Below are 15,805 nucleotides of genomic sequence, written 5' to 3'. Positions count from 1 at the left end.
ATTGACAACTGAGGGGTAAGGATCAACGATCAACAGATGGCCCTTTGGCAAATGGCTTTAATTACTCTATCGTGAAAAAACCTTATGACTAACAACGTCAGCATCCTGGCAGAAATCCCCGAAGAACTGCACGAATCCCTAAAAACCTACCTGGAAAGTCATCCCAGTTGGGATCAAGACCGCGTGTTTGCAGCAGCGCTGTCACTCTTTTTGCTCCAGAATGGTAATGGACAGACGCCCCTAGCATCACAAAGCGATCGCGCCTGCGCCCGTGTATATCTTGAAACACTGTTTTCTCATCAGTAGCTTGTGCAAAGGACATAATTCATGGCTTATTCCTGGTTTAAAGCTTTTCACATTATCGGTGTTGTGGTTTGGTTTGCCGGGTTATTTTACCTGGTACGTCTATTTATCTATCACGTAGAGGCAAAAGAGCAGCCAGAACCTGCCCAAACGATTCTCAAGAATCAGTATCAAATTATGGAAAAACGCCTCTACAACATCATTACCACCCCAGGGATGGTAGTGACAGTGGCGATGGCAATTGGGCTACTAACTACTGAGCCTGATGTTCTTCACGACAAGTGGTTGCATATTAAACTGCTCTTAGTTGGCATTTTGGTGGCTTATCATTTTTATTGCGGCTATCTTCTTAAAAAGTTGGCAGCAGACGAATGCGGCTGGAGCAGTCAACAGTTACGTGCTTTGAATGAAGCGCCGACGTTACTTTTAGTTACCATCGTTTTGCTGGCTGTATTTAAAAATAATTTGCCTACAGACATCACTGGTTGGGTAATTGCAGGACTGGTTATTGTCATGGCGGCGACTATTCACTTGTACGCCAAAAAACGCAAGCGCGATAAGGAAAAAGATATGATTGCGGAGGCGCAATAGTAAGCGCTGGCATAATCAGGTTTGTAAGGTGGGCAGGGGTAGGCACGCTAGTTAAGTAAATCCTCTGCTTTCTCTTATTATGATTTTTTGGCGCGGGGCGATGAGAAATTTAAGGTAATGACACAAGCAGCGACTCCACCAGTAATAGTAATTCCCCAACTAATTGTGGGTTTAGGGAATCCAGAACCTAAATACGATCAAACGCGGCACAATATTGGGTTTGCCGCTGTTGATGCGTTGGCAAGTTCCTGGCAGATTTCTTTAAGTGAAAATCGCAAGTTCCAGGCATTATTTGGCGAAGGACGCGGACGAGGGGGAGATAAAATCCGCTTGCTGAAGCCGCTGACTTATATGAATCGTTCTGGGGAATCGATGAGAGCGGTGACGGATTGGTTTAAGCTGCCTCCAGAGTCGGTTCTTGTTATTTACGATGATATGGATCTGCCGATTGGGAAGATTCGGATGCGGCTTTCTGGTTCCGCTGGTGGGCATAACGGAATGAAGTCAGCGATCGCTCATTTAGGCACTCAAAATTTTCCGCGCCTGCGAATTGGCATCGGTCGTTCTAATGGCGATCGCGAAGCTATTTCCCACGTTTTGGGTAAGTTCTCCCCCGCTGAAACTCAGATGATGCCTGATGTACTGCGGCTTGTGATTGATGCTGTGGAACTGAGTATGCGACAAGGGGTTGAAAAGGCTATGAGTCTTTATAACAGCCGTAGTGTTGCTAATAAAAATCAAGAGTGAAAAGACAAACTTTCCACTCTTGATTCTTTAAGGTTCAGTTGTTGTTAGCGAAAACGCCGTTTCTTGCGTCGAGCGGCGACCGCTTTCCGCTTCCGCTTCTCCAGCGGCGTTTCAAAGTGCCTATGACTCTTTACATCAGCCAAGATACCTGCCCTTGAAACTTGCCGCTTGAATCGACGTAGAGCTGATTCAATGCCTTCATTTTCGCCTAAAACCACTTGGGTCATTATTTCTCCTTGTTTGCTAGGTTTGATTCACTTGCTAGACCTTTTGAATACCACCGAGGACTCATCGCCACCGCACGCTATTCCTTTCGGGCTAGCCACTTCCATTGCCACTTTCCATACTCGCACCTCTTACCGATGCGAAGTAGGATTATATATCCAGACATCCCTTATAGCAACTACCGATTTTTCATGTACGGTCGCGCTTATCTTTAAAACTGTAGGCCCAGAACTTTACTTTCAGGCTATCCTACAGGCTAACAGTTAGCAGCCCTTAGAGTAAAGATATAGTTTGTGAAAATATAAGTACTTATCTTCTGGGCCTATTAGATGTTACACAAAGGCTGAACTAAAACACTATCTTCTACCCTATAGTCATTTAAGGCTGCTGCTATTAGCGTCTGTTCAAAACCGCAAATTGGAAAAAAGGTTAAAATAAAAAAATTTTGTCCTTTTACTTTTGCCTTTTTCCAATAATTTACTATTTAAAGATCCACAACCAAATCCTACATATTAATAGGGACGAGAAAATCTCCCGCCACCACCGCCGCCACCCCGGTTCCCACCGCCACTGCGGCCACCACCACCAGGACCATCTTCACGGGGCTTTGCCTTATTAACTTTGAGGTTCCGTCCCATCCACTCGGCTCCATCAAGAGCCTCAATGGCCGCATCTTCTTCAGCGGGTGTTTCCATTTCCACGAAACCAAATCCCCGCGGACGACCTGTTTCCCGATCCGTTGGTAATTGAACGCGCTTAACAGTGCCGTATTCTGCAAAAACGGCTGTGATGTCCTCTTGCGTAACTTGGTAGGACAGGTTCCCTACATAGATCGACACGCAACTATCTCCCCAATTAAATAATGTAAATTCTCAGTTTCCGCAGATATGTCTGCCGACACAGAAGCATTAATTCTGTAACGCAGAAAAAAGCTTTCAACCGAATCTGACTTGCTGAGACATTATAACACGATGGCTCATTCCTGTAGCTCGCGTTTGTCAAGGTTTCGCCGGATGTTACATGATTTGGTTAAGGCAGGAAACGTCGGCGGAGCCAAAGTGAACGCTTAAAGCTACATTCAAATTTTCCAGAGACTTGACTAACCAGGGAACCCCTTCTCTGGCACTTGACTCGTAATGATTGTACAAGATGGAAAATCGCTTTTCTAAGTAGGGCTTTACTTTGCGGCAGAGCAGCACTATCTTGAGCAATAAACCAGTCGTGAAGGTGGCGCCCAGGTTGGTAATCAGATCGACAAAGACGAAGTGATTGGGTCGCTGCAAACTTTCGACAACCAAGAAATTCAACAACTGACTACAGGTGCGGACGAGCAGAAATTCGCTGGGTTTTTGGGAATCGCTGTGGGGGATAGTGTTCTTAAGCTGGGTATAGAGGCGATCGTTAAACTGACGTTTGCCAAAGGCTGGATCGATGGAAGAAGTAAGGTATTCGTAGAGGTCTTCCTTAAGTACTTTGTAGGAAGGTATCTGTGTGGTATGGGAGAGGAAGCCTTGGGCTAAATCCCGGTAGGTGCGGTTTGATTCTACTTTGCCGACAAAGTGTTTGAGGGCACCACCCAGTTCGCGATCGCTCAACAGCGTTGGATTAGCTACGGGCTGGATAATTCGCCCTGACGCTGCGGATTTACTACGAGACACCTGAGCGCGTCTTACTTGATAAGTAACGTACTTAGACAGATCGAATTCAAACTTTTGCTGCATCCTCGATTGAATTTGCCGCACGGTTTGCTGATGCTCATAACTGCTATCCTCACTCAGCAAACAATGTTCGTACAAGTAAGGATATCGGCTAATTAACGTGCCCAAAGGTTTGGAGTCATTAGCACTGCTCTCTACCCCTTGGCTCATCACTTGAGCTAGCCGTCGCAGGGTCAGGTATTGCTCAGTTTCAGTGAAAAGCAAGATCAGTTCCCGCAATCTTCGGCAAGTACGCGATCGCGCACTTCCTGGCGGCGATGGATTCTCCAAGATAGCCACCAACTCCGGAATCGCCGCTTGCATATGCGGTTGCATTTGCCAGCGGTTGATCAGAATGTGGCAGCACCTGTTGAGGATAAACCGGAATTCCTGTTCTGCCTGCTTTGATAGTGCTATCTTTTCCAGAGCTAGCCAGATCTGTGGATCGGAGTAACCCACTCCGTCCACAAACAGCTGCCGAAAGCGCGAAATCATTGCGCTGGGTATCTCCACCTGCACGCACGAAAGCAGGTGATCGTATAGCTGTTGCTCTTGTAAGCTAGTTTGTCGAAGGTAACAATCGTTTGTAGTCACTTCAGTTAGCCCTCCTACGCGCATAACGTTGGGGCTTTGGCGTTATCAGTTTTACAGAATCTTTTAGAGATTCTAATTGATCGACTTATAGTAGACGCTTCCAGGTAGACGTACCATGTTAATTTACCCTAATTTTAAGGGTATACTTGATAGTCCGCTAAAAATAGATGTTCTACCTCTCTTACAGCATATCTTCATCGATTCTTAAATGTCCTCCCTAAATTCGCGGCAAATTTGTAAAGTTTCCATGAACTAACACTTTCAACAAAATACAGTATAAATACACACTTTACGAGTAAACTAGCTAACAAAAATAGTTAGTAACTGTAACGAAAATTACTATTTACCCCGTTTAATGACGCCCCCATGCCATATCAGTTCCCCCTGCATCAGCTAAAACAAGTACTTGCTGCCAATGTCATTAATCTAACGGATGATATTTTGGCAAAAAAAGCAACCAAAATCGCAACTGACACGCGCAGTCTATCGGCTGGTGACGTATTTGTGGCACTGCGAGGGGAAAAGTTTGACGGGCATAATTTTGTAAAGATGGCGATAGAGAAAGGAGCGATCGCAGTCATTACGGATCGACATACGGGTATCCCAATAGAAGACAATATTCCGCAATTTCAAGTAGATGATACGTTGCAGGCTTACCAGACGATCGCGCAATGCTGTCGCGACCAGTTCAACATACCAGTAATTGCCGTAACTGGCTCTGTAGGCAAAACAACAACCAAGGAATTAATTGCGGCAGTTTTGTCAACTAGAGGGCGCGTCCTCAAAACCCAAGCAAACTACAACAATGAAATTGGCGTACCTAAAACTTTGCTAGAACTAGGCGCAGAGGATGACTACGCAGTAATTGAAATGGCTATGCGGGCAAGGGGGGAAATTGCACTCTTGACAAATATCGCTCATCCTACAATTGGGGTTATTACTAATGTGGGGACGGCGCATATTGGTCGCTTAGGTTCAGAGGAAGCGATCGCGCAAGCCAAGTGCGAGCTACTTGCAGAAATGTCTCCTACAGGGGTTGCTATTCTCAACAACGATAATAAACTACTGATGCAAACAGCCGCGACTGTTTGGCAAGGAAGAACTATCACCTACGGCTTAGAGGGTGGAGACTTGCACGGCGAATTAATTGATAGCGAGACTCTGGCTGTTGAAGGATTCAAATTTTCGCTACCCTTGGCTGGACGACACAATGCGCTCAATTACTTAGCAGCTTTGGCAGTGGCTAAGGTGCTTGAAATTGATTGGTCGCAAATTGCAGCAGGGATAAATGTTAATCTTCCAGAAGGTAGGTCTAAAAGGTACGAGTTAGCTAACGATGTAGTTATTTTAGATGAGACTTACAATGCTGGCTTGGAATCAATGATAGCGGCGCTACATCTATTAGCTCAAACGCCAGGGAAAAGACATATTGGGGTGCTGGGTACGATGAAAGAATTGGGAGAACGATCGCCTGAATTTCATCGACGAGTCGGGGAGACTGCGGCTAAGTTGAATCTCGACAATTTACTAATTTTAGTGGACGATGGGGAAGCAGAAGCGATCGCGGTTGGTGCAGAGGGAATTCCAACAGAGCGTTTTGCAACTCATGCAGCTTTAGTAGAGCGCTTGAAAGAGATAGTCAAAGAGGGCGATCGCCTACTATTCAAAGCATCTCATTCTGTAGGACTCGATAAAGTTGTCAATCAGTTTCGTACCGAAGTTGCTAGTTCTATCTAGACTTTTGAGGAACTCGTTAAATCCGGCGATAACGGGTTTCTCAAGACTGGGCCTATCTTAGATATTTTGACCAACTGATTTAACAGCCAGGATGAAGTGATGGCTAACTTACGTTCTACTGTAATAATGAAAACCGATATTTGTGGATTTACCACAAGAGTCAAAAACTTATCGGAATTTGATTTAAGCAGCTTGTTAAATCAACATAAAATATTCATTTCAGATATGGCAGGCAAAAATGAAGGAAGTATTGTAAAAGGCGAAGGCGATTCATTTTGGATTATCTTTCCCAGCGTGACAACAGCAACTCTCGCAGCAGTAGAAATGCAGCAAGAATTGCGAGCGATGCAACCAGGTAAAGGCGATGATGAAAGGTTAGCAATTAGGATAGCGATCGCATTAGGAGATGTGTTACATCAGGATAGAGACATCTTTGGCGATACGGTTAATTTGACAGCGCGTATAGAGTCAGTTACACCACCTGATGAAATTTATTTATCCCAAGCAGCCTGGTTAGCTCTCAACAAAGCTGAAGTGCGAACAGCTTTTGTGAATGAATTTTCCCTGAAAGGGATGAGCGAACCAGAGAAATTATATAAAATTGACCAAAAACATAAAACACGCATTATTAAAAATCAAGCAATAGTATTTACCGATATCAGGAATTTCACCGTTTATCAAGAAGGAAAATCCATAGAAGAAATTGAACTATTGCTAAACCATCTAGATCAAATACAAAGAGAAGTTTGCGAATCTTACGGCGGAACAATTCGTTTAATCATTGGCGATGCTTATTTTTTAACATTTCCTGAAAGCTACCTAGCATTGGCGGCAGTAGAAAAATTATGCAATAAATGGACTGCATTTATCCAATCGCATCAAATTAACTGTGGAATAGCAGTCGGCATACATAAAGGGGATTTGAATATTTTTCGTTCCTGCATTTATGGAACTGATATTAATATGACCGCACGACATAGAAACTTTAAGGCTGTAGTTGTTCCTGATAAAGCTAAAAACTCGGTAATTGTTTCAGGTAAGATAAAAAATGAAATAGTTGGAACAAAATGGGAGGATGATTTACAAAAACTAGAGATAGGAAAAATTTGGGATAAGCTTACAGATTCAAAACTGAAAGAATTTATTAAAGCCAATAAGGTTTATCAATTAATTTTTGAAGGCAATTAAAGGCGATATGTTAGGGTGTGTTTAGAGAGTTGATACACAAATGGCAAAAGGGAAAGTGGCGTGAACCTTATTGCTCATCTATATCCTAATTTGGAGCGTTCAAAGTGGGTAAAAAGCTAGACCAAATCATTGTTATTGACGTTGAATCAACTTGCTGGCAAGGCCCACCACCCGCAGGGCAAGAAAGCGAAATCATAGAAGTTGGTATCTGTATATTGGAAGTTGCTTCCGGCGAACGACTGGAGAAAAGAAGTATTTTAGTGAAACCAGAACGTTCAAAAGTAAGCGACTTCTGCACCAAGCTAACTACCTTAACCCAGGAACAAGTGGATAAAGGAGTTGACTTCCCCAATGCTTGTTCTATTCTCAGGAATAAATATTCCTCTAAAGATCGAATTTGGGCGAGTTATGGTGACTACGACAGGCGGCAATTTGAAAAACAGTGCGGGGCGAAAAAGCTCACATACCCCTTCGGTTTTACTCATATCAATGTTAAAAATCTCTTTGCCGTTGTTCATGCCTTTCCCGAAGAAGTTGGTATGGACACGGCAATGGAATTACTCGATCTTCCCCTAGAAGGAACTCACCATCGCGGCGCAGATGATGCTTGGAATGTAGCGGCAATTTTGTCAAAATTACTGTTACAAAGCAGAACCTAGAAGTTTTAGTACTTCTGGATATATCTTTCTCCCATCTGCATTAAGATGGACGCAATCTATAGTTTCGGGTTTGATAAGCAAAGGCTAAATTTACAACGCTCCCGAACCAACCGCAACTGATATTACCTAACGATTAGCAAAGAGCTAGTTGTATCTGTACTAGATACCATGACTCTTACCAATTACCCAATGACGGCGGAAGAAACGAGCTAGGGAAGACTCTTCGAGAGATAAATAAATCGGACGCCCGTGAGGACAAGTGCGGGGATGACGGGTGCGTTGCCATTGCTCTAACAAGGTTTGCATTTCAATAAGGGTAAGTTGCGTGCCGTTGCGGATAGCAGTGCGGCACGCTACTGCTACCTGGGCTGCTTGCAAGTCACCACCGCAGGCGAGTTCTTTGAGGGCATCGGGACAATCGGAACGCCCGCGTAAAATTGCTGGTGCGGTGCGTACAGCCCAAAGTTGTTCGCCAAAGGGTTCTACGTCTAACCCGATACGTTGGAGTTGTTCTACTCTAGCTGGGGACAGATCGTTAAGAATCGCGGGGGGTTCGAGGGGAACGATCTGCCAGCGATCGCATAACTGCTCGTATAATACGCGCTCGTGGGCAATATGTTGCTCCACTAACCACACGCCAGCCGCATGCTCTGCCACGATATAAGTGTTGTGGACTTGGGCAACGGCTCGCAGTTCGATAAGTCCAATTTCTCTGGCATTGGTTGCTACTTTACTATCTGGTGTTGGTTGAATGGAACGGCTGACACCATAAGCAACCTTCGCTTCTGCGGCTTTTAGTAAGGTTCCGACGCGCGAGGCTAAAGGCGATCGCTCGTTTACCTCAACGTTGAGGTGCAAAGCTTGCTCAATTACACCCGTAACTTGTTCTTGCCAGTAACTCAATTGGTGCAAATAAATTTCTGCCTTAGCGGGATGGCGGTTCCAGTCAATTTGCGAAGGACAAATTTGCAGATGCAGAAAACATATCGGGTAGCGATCGCGCGGCAACGTCCGCACTGTAGCTCCCAGTATAGTTTGCTCCAATTCGGGAGACTTTACCATGCGTCCGTTCATCGCCACGCGCACCCAATCCGGGCGATGGCGGTGGCATTTGTCTGGCAACCCTAGCAGCAATTGGATTTTCGAGTTTCGATGTTCTATTTTCGATTGCGGATTCTCAGCGCCTTTTGAGGGAACCTCTACCGACATCTGGTGCAAGTCGTTCAAGCGCACCTCGCGCACGATTTGGGGCAAAATGTGTCGTGCTGTTGCGCCCGGACTAATGGTGAACCAATCGCGGTCATTTTGCTGCACCTGCCAAGTAACCTGGGGATGGCACAGGGCAATTTGTTCTATGGTTGCTTTAATGCGCTGTAGCTGTTGCGATTGGGAGGGCAACCCTTGGCGGCGGACTTCCCACGTACCGAACAAATCCGAGACAGTAACAACAGTTCCGGGAGCGATCGCCGCTGGTACAGCGGCGATCGCTTCCCCTTGGGAATTATAATTAACACGCCAACCTTCAGCGCTTTTTGCCCCCCGGCTCAAAATCTCCAGACAAGCCAGAGCCGCTAGACTGTGCAAAGCCTCCCCGCGAAAACCGAGGCTGGTAATTTTCCACAGATCTTCACAACTGCTTATTTTGCTTGTGCTGTGAGGCTTCGCCGCCTCCTGCAAGTCTGCCAATTCCATGCCGATGCCATTGTCTGCCACGCGCACCCGCCACTGGCTGGGCCATAACGAAATAGTAATGCGCGACGCTCTTGCATCGAGGGCATTTTCCACCAGTTCTCGCACGGCAGCAGCCAGAGAGTCAATCACCTCTCCAGCGGCGATCAAATACACTACGTCAGCGGGTAGGGTTCTAATACTAAGATTCATAATTTCTAGTCTAGGGTAAAGCATCGCCCCTTCCTTCGAGCAAACCTTTAGCCTAACCAACTAACATTACAACTAAACTTTATCTATAAATCAGTTAAGTCAGATTATTCTTATAAAATAACTAGAGTGAAAATGCAATCAAAATTTGGTTGCAAACCTTGGGTGCTAAACACAGTCGCCGATGCGTGTATTTACAAAGCAGATTTTATTTTAGCCGCGTTGTCTTACACTTTTTTTTAGCCACAGTCCAGTATTTGATAAGCTTATAGCCGCCAGTCAATGTCATTATAGTTCTCAGTGCAATTACCCTTGTACATAAACATATATAGCCAGACTCTATATTGCTAGACGCCGTTTTTTTGATTAGTATAAAAGCGCGGGCGATCGCCATAACCGCAAGGCGACAATTGGGTGCTTCTTTGTCTGCACGATAGCCGATGACCAATAAATAACAGGCTATTAATATTCTAATTAAGCGGTATTTACTCTAACCGTTTACTTCTACGGAAAACCTTTAACCACTCTATGACATCCGTTTTGACCCACGAATTAGTTCAACAAATTATATACGACAATCGCCTGCTTGCGATGATTATTTCTTCAGACTTCAGTAAGCCGGGAATTCACTTTTTTACGCCTAACAGTTTTTCCCAACAACTTGCGTACATGAAGCATCCAGCTGGGAAAGAAATTCCACCCCACGTCCACAATCTTGTACCTCGCGAAGTTTACTACACCCAAGAAGTTCTTTTAATAAAGAAAGGCAAACTCCGCGTTGATTTTTATAATCAACAGCAAGAATATTTAGAAAGCCGCATAATAGGGGCAGGTGACATCATTCTGCTGGTTGAAGGCGGTCATGGGTTTGAAGTAATAGAAGAAGTGGAAATGATTGAAGTCAAGCAAGGCCCCTATGTTGGAGAACAAGACAAAACTCGTTTTCCGGGTGTCGCCGCAGAAATGGTAAATATAGCAGAGCCAACTTGAAGAATGATAGAACCAATTCCAGTTAACCAGCCCCTATTAGATGGTAAAGAAAGGCAATATCTCAACGAGTGTATTGACAGTGGTTGGATTTCCTCTGAAGGGCCATTTGTTAGAAGATTTGAAGAAGAATTTGCTACCCGGGTTGGGCGCAAATATGGAATAGCCGTGAGTAACGGTTCTGTCGCTATAGATGCGGCGGTGGTAGCTTTAGAAATCGGGGCAGGAGATGAAGTAATTCTGCCAACTTTTACTATAATTTCATGTGCAGCCGCCATTGTTAGAGCGGGTGCTGTACCAGTTGTAGTGGATTGCGATCGCCATACCTGGAATATCGATATTGACCAGATGGAAGCGAAGATATCACCAAAAACCAAAGCAATTATGGTAGTACATATTTATGGTTTACCAGTAGATATGGCTCCCATATTAGCCCTAGCTGAAAAATACAATTTAAAGGTGATTGAAGACGCTGCTGAAATGCATGGTCAAACCTATAAAGATAAACCCTGCGGCAGCTTTGGAGATATTAGCACGTTTAGCTTTTACCCCAACAAACATATAACCACGGGTGAAGGCGGAATGATTGCCACCGATGACTATAATTTAGCGGAACGCTGTCGTTCTTTAAGGAATTTGTGCTTTCAACCCAAGCAGCGCTTCATCCATGAAGAACTGGGATGGAACCTACGCATGACTAATTTACAAGCCGCATTGGGTGTGGCTCAACTAGAGAGATTGGATGAGTTTGTAGCCAGAAAGCGTCGCATGGGTAAGCGCTACACAGAACTTTTTGCAGACATTCCCGGCTTAGAATTGCCAGTCCCGCGCACAGATTATGCTGAAAATATTTATTGGGTATATGGCTTGGTTTTAAAAGACGAAGTGCCTTTTGATGCGCCAGAAGCAATGAGGCTTTTGGCTGAAAAAAACATCGGTACTCGGCCATTTTTTTGGCCTATGCACGAGCAGCCAGTATTTCATAAAATGGGATTGTTTAAGGAAGAGTCTCACCCTGTTTCAGAACGGATCGCGCGTCGAGGCTTTTATGTTCCTAGCGGAATGGCTTTGACTGATGAACAAATGGAACGGGTCGCTGCTGTTTTACGTGAGGTGATGGCGTGAAAGTATTTGCAAATTATGCCCGCTACTATAATCTTTTGTACCGAGATAAAGACTACGCAACTGAGGCAAATTTTGTTAATCAATTGCTGCAAAGTTATGCCCCTGGTACAGAATCTATTATAGAGTTAGGCTGTGGAACGGGGGCACATGCAGCGCTTCTAGCACAGGCGGGATATGAAGTTTACGGTGTAGATTTGAGCGCTGATATGCTGGAGCAGGCGCAGACGCGATCGCTTACTTTACCTCCAGCACTTGCATGCCAGCTAAACTTTTCTCAAGGTGATATCCGCAACGTCCGCCTAGAGCGCAAATTTGATGCGGCGATCTCGCTATTTCACGTATTTAGCTATCAGACGAGTAACGACGATTTGCAGGCTGCTTTTGCTACTGCAAAATATCATCTTAAGCCGGGAGGAGTGTTTATTTTTGACTGTTGGTATGGTCCCGCAGTGTTGAGCGATCGCCCGACGGTTAGAGTCAAACGCTTGGAGGACGAAGAAATTATTGTTACTCGTATTGCAGAACCAATAATGGATTTTAATGATAATTTAGTGGATGTAAATTATCAAGTATTTATCCAAAGTAAAGATAGCGGTACAGTGGAACAAATCCACGAAACTCACAAAATGCGATATTTATTTAAGCCGGAAATTGATTTATTACTTAAGGAAAACGCTCTGGAATTGATTACCTATGGTGAATGGATGACAGGGAAGAAAGCCGGAGCTAATACTTGGCAGGTTTTCTTCGTAATAAGAGGATGATTAATGCACTATTATTTTGATAACGATTCCCCCCTTTTTCCCCTTATTAAGGGGGGAAAGGGGGGATCTGATTTGTGGCAACATCATGCACAATTGGAGCTAGGTGAAATTATATGAAAGTTGGTTTATATCTAAAAAATCTTAAAGCTGAAGTCGGTGGAGGTTCTACATTTGAAACAGCCATATTTCAATCGCTGCTCAAATATGGGGCTGACAGCGGTCACAAATTTATGGTATTTACTAGGAGCCAAGGGCTAGAAAAAGAAATATCAGCCAAACATATTGAGGTTATTCCTATTCAGCGTAGCTACGCAAACCGTACCCTAAAAGAACGGCTCAAATATAAGTTAAACAAAACTACAAGCGGCATATTTAAACAAGTAAAAGTAGAAAATCTGGAAGAGAAATTTGTTTTAAACAGCGGCGTTGAAATATTTTGGTATCTGGAATTAGGGACATACGATTATTTAACAATGGAAATTCCATACATTACTACAGTGTGGGATTTGGAACATCGCAACCAACCTTATTTCCCTGAAGTGAGTACAGGCGGACGATGGGAGAAGCGCGATCGCTCTTACGGAACTAAGATCCAACGCTCTGCGGCAATAATTACCGGAACCGAAGCTGGCAAAGCTGAGATTGAACGGTTTTATCAAGTAGCGCCAGAACGTATTAAAGTTATCCCTTATCCTACTCCTAATTTTGCCCTAAATTTTACTTCAAACGACGAACAACAAGTCCTGAATAAATACAATATTCCTGCACAATATTTATTTTATCCAGCGCAATTTTGGCCGCATAAGAATCATGCTGCATTATTACTAGCTTTGCAATTTTTGCGCGATGAGCATAACCTTGTTTTACCACTTGTGCTTGTTGGTGCAGACAAAGGAAATCAGCAATATATCCAAAAATTGGTGGCAGATCTTAATCTATCCAATCAAGTGCATTTTCTAGGGTTTGTACCCCAGGAAGACTTGATGTTACTATACCGCAACGCCTTTGCATTAACTTTTACGACTCTTTACGGGCCTGATAATTTACCTCCGTTAGAGGCATTTGCTTTAGGTTGTCCTGTTGTTGCGTCAATTGTTGCAGGTGCAAATGAGCAATTGGGAGATGCTGCTTTGTTAGTAGATGCTAAAGATGAGAAGCAGCTGGCTATGGCAATTAAATCGCTTTACGATAATCCCGAACTGCGCTCTACACTTGTGCAACGCGGATTGGAACGAGCATCTAGATGGACTGGTGGAGATTATATGAAAAGTATATTTTCGATACTTGATGAGTTCAAACTTATTCGTCGTTGCTGGAGTAGTGAAGAACCTTTCCGTAGAAGGTAGAGAATAGGCAATTGATGTAGCAGAGAATTTAAAATCTAAAATAAAATACTTTGCGCTCGCGCTTCTGGCGCGCTCGCGCTTCTGGCGCTCAACTATACCTAAAGAAGGATAGTTAAAACTTTCTCCCTCAAGAAGGATAAGGCGAAGGTAAATGCCTTGTTAAAGTTCAGGGGAAGTAATTCGGTAACACTTTATTATGAAAAAAATTGAAGACGCGATTATAGACGCAAAAGACGCTCTGCCAGATATTACTCCCACCCCACCGGGATTTAAACAACAGTCGTCAGTGCATGATTTGAAAGCCCGCCTAGAATGGGGCGAACCAGCTTTTACAATTCTAGATGTGCGCGAGCGCAACACCTTCAACGATGGCCACATCCTCGGTGCAATGTCCATGCCGGCGGATGAATTGGTAGAACGCGCACAGGGAGCGCTTCAGCCCACCCGCGATATCTACATTTATGCTGAAACCGATGAGCAAGCTGCTCAAGCTGCAAGCCAACTTCGTGCGGCTAATTTTTCTAACGTAGCTGAACTAAAAGGTGGCTTTCCTGCATGGAAAGCAATTGGCGGTCCTACAGAAGGCGTGATCGAATCAAGAACTCCTCCGGGGCGCAATGACTACAATGTTGTAGATGCAGTTAAAACTCAAGCAGAGAACCAGAAAAAGGGTTCTAAAATGTAAAGAGTTGGTTATCTCTTGCGAGAGTAGCGCTAAGTTGTGAAGCTAGCGATCGCGCACTTGATTGGCATTAGGGCAATCCCTCTGCGTTTGCCCTAATACACTATTTAAATAACAAACTTCTAACATTTGTTGTCTCAAATTTAGGCTCCGCTCCATTCTTCAGGTAGCGGATATTTTTGCATTTTTTTGCAGCGTTGAACGTACAGTTTACCTGCTTTATCCTCTTTATTTGTTTGCAATATCTGTTGGAATATTTACAAGGCTTTAAAAAAATATTTTTGGTAATATAATATACCAAGTTGAAAATTTTTACGGGATTTTAACTTTAACTGGATGGTGGGAAGCTAGTTAATATCGAATATCTCAAAGAAAGGGACGGAGTTTGTTCCGCCTTTAACTTGAACCTTATCTAAAAATCTATATTTATATTTATTTTCAAACTCTAATCTCCAAGTAAGGCTATTGGAAATAGTCAGCGCCATCTAAATTCTTCCCAGTTTTGTAAAGACGCCGATAAGCCAGGTTCTCCTAATCCGCAACAGTAGACTCCAATCACCAGCCCCTATTCCCTTAGCTAAAAGGTTTCCACCAAGTACCCAACAAGCAGCGCCTATAACAATTGAGTATTTGTACCTAACCCGTAGATACCCCTTGACAATAGGTTTTAGCCTCGAAACCGAGACCAGATCATAAATTGAGGATTTTGTAAAGAATTTAATTATAAAAGTTTGCAAATATTAAGATTATTTGTTACATTGCAGGGAATTCGACAAAACACGGTATAAGAAATGATTAAATTCTTTGGGCTTCCCATACCAGCGCCCATGCAAGCTAAGTCTCGCGTTTATGACCTGAAAGAGCGGTTGGACTGGGGGGAGCCAGCGTTAACAATTATCGATGCACGCGATCGCACCCAATTCAACATCAGCCACATTCTGGGAGCAATTTCCCTCCCCACGAATGAATTGGTAGACCGCGCTCTAGCTAGCCTGGAACTTTGTCGCGATATCTATATTTACGGCGAAACCGACGAAGAAACAGCCGCCGCCGCTAGTAAACTTCGTGGCGCTGGCTATCAAAATGTATCTGAGCTAAGAGGTGGTGTTGCAGCCTGGAAAGCAGTTGGCTTTCCACTTGAAGCGATCGCTGGTTTTGCTTTGTCTTAGCGGGACTTAAACTAAAATTTAGAATTAATAAAGGTATAATCGAGGTATGGCATAGATTTCACGTTGAAGGGCAAGCTATGAAACAGACAACTCCTGCCGCCATGCCTCCTTGC

16 protein-coding genes are annotated in these 15,805 nt (G+C 44.0%); 12 read left to right on the top strand and 4 right to left on the bottom strand.

Annotated features, from left to right (window positions below):
• Nucleotides 1-84 precede the first annotated feature (84 nt).
• From H6F77_RS26350 to pth, 3 genes are all read left to right on the top strand, one after another.
• Nucleotides 85-306 carry a DUF2811 domain-containing protein gene (locus H6F77_RS26350; RefSeq protein WP_190491892.1) on the top strand — a complete coding sequence of 74 codons (222 nt, stop codon included), beginning with the start codon at nucleotides 85-87 and terminating at the stop codon, nucleotides 304-306.
• Between the two features lie 21 nt (nucleotides 307-327).
• Nucleotides 328-894, top strand: coding sequence for a protoporphyrinogen oxidase HemJ (gene hemJ, locus H6F77_RS26345; protein WP_190491891.1), 567 nt, complete (start codon nucleotides 328-330; stop codon nucleotides 892-894).
• A gap of 117 nt (nucleotides 895-1,011) precedes the next feature.
• The gene (gene pth / locus H6F77_RS26340) at nucleotides 1,012-1,641 is read left to right on the top strand and encodes an aminoacyl-tRNA hydrolase (protein ID WP_190491890.1); all 630 of its coding nucleotides are present in this window, start codon (nucleotides 1,012-1,014) and stop codon (nucleotides 1,639-1,641) included.
• Nucleotides 1,642-1,685: 44 nt separating this feature from the next.
• On the opposite strand, the gene rpsU is transcribed toward pth, so the two are convergent.
• The 3 genes from rpsU to H6F77_RS26325 form a co-directional block, all read right to left on the bottom strand.
• The gene (gene rpsU, locus H6F77_RS26335; protein ID WP_190491889.1) at nucleotides 1,686-1,868 is read right to left on the bottom strand and encodes a 30S ribosomal protein S21; all 183 of its coding nucleotides are present in this window, start codon (nucleotides 1,866-1,868) and stop codon (nucleotides 1,686-1,688) included.
• 510 nt (nucleotides 1,869-2,378) lie between these two features.
• A complete protein-coding gene (gene rbp / locus H6F77_RS26330) occupies nucleotides 2,379-2,705 on the bottom strand; it encodes an RNA-binding regulator (protein ID WP_190491888.1) in 327 nt (108 codons plus the stop codon).
• A 177-nt stretch (nucleotides 2,706-2,882) separates the two neighbouring features.
• Nucleotides 2,883-4,157 carry a Sll1247 family protein gene (locus H6F77_RS26325; protein ID WP_375335976.1) on the bottom strand — a complete coding sequence of 425 codons (1,275 nt, stop codon included), beginning with the start codon at nucleotides 4,155-4,157 and terminating at the stop codon, nucleotides 2,883-2,885.
• A 366-nt stretch (nucleotides 4,158-4,523) separates the two neighbouring features.
• Here H6F77_RS26325 and H6F77_RS26320 point away from each other — a divergent pair, with 366 nt between their 5' ends.
• The 3 genes from H6F77_RS26320 to H6F77_RS26310 all read left to right on the top strand — a co-directional run bounded on the left by H6F77_RS26320 (nucleotide 4,524) and on the right by H6F77_RS26310 (nucleotide 7,741).
• Nucleotides 4,524-5,894: a UDP-N-acetylmuramoyl-tripeptide--D-alanyl-D-alanine ligase gene (locus H6F77_RS26320; RefSeq protein ID WP_190491886.1), complete on the top strand. Its 1,371-nt coding sequence runs from the start codon at nucleotides 4,524-4,526 to the stop codon at nucleotides 5,892-5,894.
• A 99-nt stretch (nucleotides 5,895-5,993) separates the two neighbouring features.
• Nucleotides 5,994-7,082: an adenylate/guanylate cyclase domain-containing protein gene (locus H6F77_RS26315; RefSeq protein ID WP_190491885.1), complete on the top strand. Its 1,089-nt coding sequence runs from the start codon at nucleotides 5,994-5,996 to the stop codon at nucleotides 7,080-7,082.
• 104 nt (nucleotides 7,083-7,186) lie between these two features.
• Nucleotides 7,187-7,741 (top strand): 3'-5' exonuclease, encoded by a 555-nt coding sequence (locus H6F77_RS26310; protein ID WP_190491884.1) that lies wholly within the window; start codon nucleotides 7,187-7,189, stop codon nucleotides 7,739-7,741.
• Nucleotides 7,742-7,900: 159 nt separating this feature from the next.
• Here the strand turns inward: H6F77_RS26310 and mutL are convergent, their stop codons facing one another.
• Entirely contained in the window at nucleotides 7,901-9,622 is a 1,722-nt protein-coding gene (mutL, locus tag H6F77_RS26305) for a DNA mismatch repair endonuclease MutL (protein WP_190491908.1), read from the bottom strand.
• Nucleotides 9,623-10,147: 525 nt separating this feature from the next.
• On the opposite strand from mutL, the gene H6F77_RS26300 reads away from it, so the two are divergent.
• The 6 genes from H6F77_RS26300 to H6F77_RS26275 all read left to right on the top strand — a co-directional run bounded on the left by H6F77_RS26300 (nucleotide 10,148) and on the right by H6F77_RS26275 (nucleotide 15,692).
• Nucleotides 10,148-10,609, top strand: coding sequence for a cupin domain-containing protein (locus H6F77_RS26300; RefSeq protein ID WP_190491883.1), 462 nt, complete (start codon nucleotides 10,148-10,150; stop codon nucleotides 10,607-10,609).
• A gap of 3 nt (nucleotides 10,610-10,612) precedes the next feature.
• Entirely contained in the window at nucleotides 10,613-11,731 is a 1,119-nt protein-coding gene (locus tag H6F77_RS26295; protein WP_190491882.1) for a DegT/DnrJ/EryC1/StrS family aminotransferase, read from the top strand.
• Entirely contained in the window at nucleotides 11,728-12,495 is a 768-nt protein-coding gene (locus tag H6F77_RS26290) for a class I SAM-dependent DNA methyltransferase (protein ID WP_190491881.1), read from the top strand. Before H6F77_RS26295 ends, H6F77_RS26290 begins: the two co-directional genes overlap by 4 nt.
• Before the next feature lie 113 nt (nucleotides 12,496-12,608).
• A complete protein-coding gene (locus H6F77_RS26285; protein ID WP_190491880.1) occupies nucleotides 12,609-13,841 on the top strand; it encodes a glycosyltransferase family 4 protein in 1,233 nt (410 codons plus the stop codon).
• A gap of 196 nt (nucleotides 13,842-14,037) precedes the next feature.
• Nucleotides 14,038-14,526 (top strand): rhodanese-like domain-containing protein, encoded by a 489-nt coding sequence (locus tag H6F77_RS26280; RefSeq protein WP_190491879.1) that lies wholly within the window; start codon nucleotides 14,038-14,040, stop codon nucleotides 14,524-14,526.
• Nucleotides 14,527-15,314: 788 nt separating this feature from the next.
• On the top strand, nucleotides 15,315-15,692 hold the full coding sequence (locus H6F77_RS26275) for a rhodanese-like domain-containing protein (protein ID WP_190491878.1): 378 nt from the start codon (nucleotides 15,315-15,317) through the stop codon (nucleotides 15,690-15,692).
• Nucleotides 15,693-15,805 lie beyond the last annotated feature (113 nt).

It is taken from the genome of Microcoleus sp. FACHB-831 (genome assembly GCF_014695585.1).
GTDB lineage: Bacteria > Cyanobacteriota > Cyanobacteriia > Cyanobacteriales > FACHB-T130 > FACHB-831.
This window is presented reverse-complemented; position numbering and strand designations above follow the sequence as displayed.